Annotated in this window: 2 protein-coding genes; both read right to left on the minus strand. The window is 37.1% G+C overall.

The genetic code is table 11. The features are described from left to right. Window positions 1-267: 267 nt before the first annotated feature. On the minus strand, window positions 268-882 hold the full coding sequence (locus ACF91D_RS29680) for a CadD family cadmium resistance transporter (RefSeq protein WP_048787448.1): 615 nt from the start codon (window positions 880-882) through the stop codon (window positions 268-270). Window positions 883-985: 103 nt separating this feature from the next. Further along, the coding region (gene cadA, locus ACF91D_RS29685; RefSeq protein WP_392438305.1) for a cadmium-translocating P-type ATPase CadA at window positions 986-2,958 on the minus strand (1,973 nt) is incomplete at its 5' end.

The raw sequence follows: 2,958 nt of genomic DNA on the forward strand, positions 1-2,958 counted from the left end.
TAGCATCGATAATGGTTCGATTAGGGTAGACCCTAAATAGACATTATATATGTATTGATATGCTTAGCTTGTCACTTTAGGAGTTATTTTGCACCTATTTTAATCGTTATTTTGCATTACAAGTTAATAAGGTTAGAGTCAGGAGGTATATAGAAGTCCAATTTCTCAGTTCTAAAATTAAGAAATTGGACTTCTATCGTGACTCCCAAAAGGCGGTCTTATATGTCAAACGAGCGCTGATTCTTATTAGAGAAAGCGTTCCGATTGTTAAAGAAATGAGAATAAAGCGTTAAATGTACCATTTTCAAACAATATATAAATCCCTAACCCAATGAATACAATAGGTACAATCCAACGTTCATATTTCTCAATTTTTTCTGATACAAAATCTAAGGAAGCTAAGCGATAGCTGACATAACATAAAACAGCAACCATAATCAAAAAGACAATAACAGCAATAAAGATTTCAGACATATTTAAGGTCGTGAAGTACGGTATATAAATCGAAAGGTCATCCGCACTGGAAGCTAATACGATGAAAGTCATCGTCAAAAATAACTGATTAAATTTTCCAGAGGAGAATAAAGATAAAATACTACTTTCATCTTCATCCTCTTCTCCTTTAATCCACATTTTCACACCTAAGTAAAGTGGTAAAAGTCCAAGTAGTCCGATAACCCATTGCTGAGGAATTAAATTTACAACCCCCTGTGCAACTAAAAGACTTGCTCCTATAACAATTGCAGTCCCTATATATTGTCCTATCCAAATATGTTTCACCTGACCTTTTTTTACTTGCGAAAACAAAAGAATTAATATAACGAGATAATCAATTCCTGTTGCTACATATACCGCAGCTGCTGTAAGTATCGTTGCGATCATTTTTCCATCTCCAATATTTTATATTTTAGGGGTAGGACTTTTCTTCAAATTGAAAAGCCCCCTTGAATTGCGCACAGCGTGACCTTACTATTCTGTTTTCTACCTATTTATCCTTCACTCTCATCAGTCGTAAACTATTTAATGCTACCAAAATAGTAGCTCCCATATCGGAAAGAATCGCTATCCAAAGGGTTAACCATCCCGGGATAACTAATAGTAAGGCAATTATTTTAATTCCGATAGCAAAAGTGATGTTAGCTTTAATGATATTTAAAGTTTTTCGACTGAGTCTTACTGCAAATGGAAGCTTACTTAAATCATCTCCCATTAATGCAATATCAGCTGTTTCAATTGCAGTATCCGTTCCAGCACCGCCCATTGCAATTCCAACAGTAGATGCAGCAAGTGCTGGAGCATCATTAACGCCATCGCCAATCATAGCTACATTATCATACTCCGATTGCATTTTTTTAATATAATCTAATTTATCCTGTGGCATCAATTCAGACTGAATATCAGAAACGCCTACATGTGTACCGATTGCATTTGCAGTACCTTGATTATCACCTGTCAGCATAATTGTTTGCTTGATACCTAACTGATGAAGTTTTTGAATCACATTTTTACTTGTTTCACGAACCTCATCTGCAACGGCAATTACGCCGAGAATTGTTTTTTCCGTTCCAATAATCATGGCTGTTTTTCCTTGGTTTTGTAGGATTTTCACATTGTTTTCAAACCCAAGGCTAAAATCGGAAACATTTAATTCCTTGAAAAGTTTTGGGCTTCCAATATAGTAAGTAGTTCCGTTTACAATCCCTTTTATACCTCGCCCAGTAATCGAAGTGAATTCTTCCACTTGTACATTAGAATAAGGGATATTATCTTGCTCTGCCTTTTTCATTATTGCTGAAGCAAGTGGATGTTGTGAACGATATTCTAAAGCTGTAATGGTAGAGAATAGCTCTTTTTCTTCCACTTGGTCATTTAATACTTCAAAATCTGTTACCACTGGTACACCTTTTGTCAGTGTTCCTGTTTTATCAAATGCGACTGTCTTAATGGCTCCTAATTTCTCGAGATAGACACCACCTTTAACCAACACACCTTTTTTCGCTGCATTTCCAATTGCCGAGACAATCGAGATTGGAGTAGAAATAACTAATGCACAAGGACATCCAACTACAAGAACTGCTAATCCTTGATAAACCCATGTATCCCAACTGCCACCAAAGAATAGGGGTGGAACGACTGCAACCAAGGCTGCAATAACCATAATGATCGGAGTGTAGTATTTCGCAAATTTATCAACGAATGCTTGGGCTGGAGCACGCTCCCCTTGTGCTTCTTCAACAAGATGAATAATCTTGGCAATGGTTGTATCTTCTACGTATTTGGTGATTTTTACTTCAATTAGTCCCTCTTCGTTAAGCGTACCTGCAAATACTTCGTCATCTACCGCTTTGGAGACGGGAACAGATTCTCCTGTTATAGCTGCCTGATTGACAGCCGACAAGCCATTCACAATGATTCCATCCATGGCAATTTTCTCCCCTGGTTTGACAATCATGATATCACCCACAGCGATATCGTCCACATGGATTATTATTTCCTGACCATTTCGTCTAACTAGTGCTTCTTTTGGGGCGATATCCATCAATGAACGTATGGATTGTCTTGCTCTGTCCATAGAGAAGCGTTCAAGTGCTTCACTGATTGCAAAGAGAATAACAACAATAGATGCCTCTGCCCATTCACCAATAATGGCAGCTCCAATAACGGCAACGGTCATCAGGGTTTTCATGTCGAAATCAAAGCGTATCAAATTTTGAAAACCGACTTTAAATAATGAATATCCGCCAATTACAATAGAACCTACAAATAACATGGAAGTTACGAGGTTATCTTCTCCATTTACAAAGTGAGAAAGGTAACCAAAAGCAATTAGTAGTGTGGCAAACAGCAATGTACTATGTTTTTTATAAAATGGTGTTTTCTCTTCTTTATGAGCCTTAGTGTCATCTTTAACCCTTTGTATCGTTTGATTCGCTAGTTTTTCAGGAGATACTTTTAGAT

Source organism: Staphylococcus sp. 231237_7MaSpsaltlick (genome assembly GCF_043107035.1).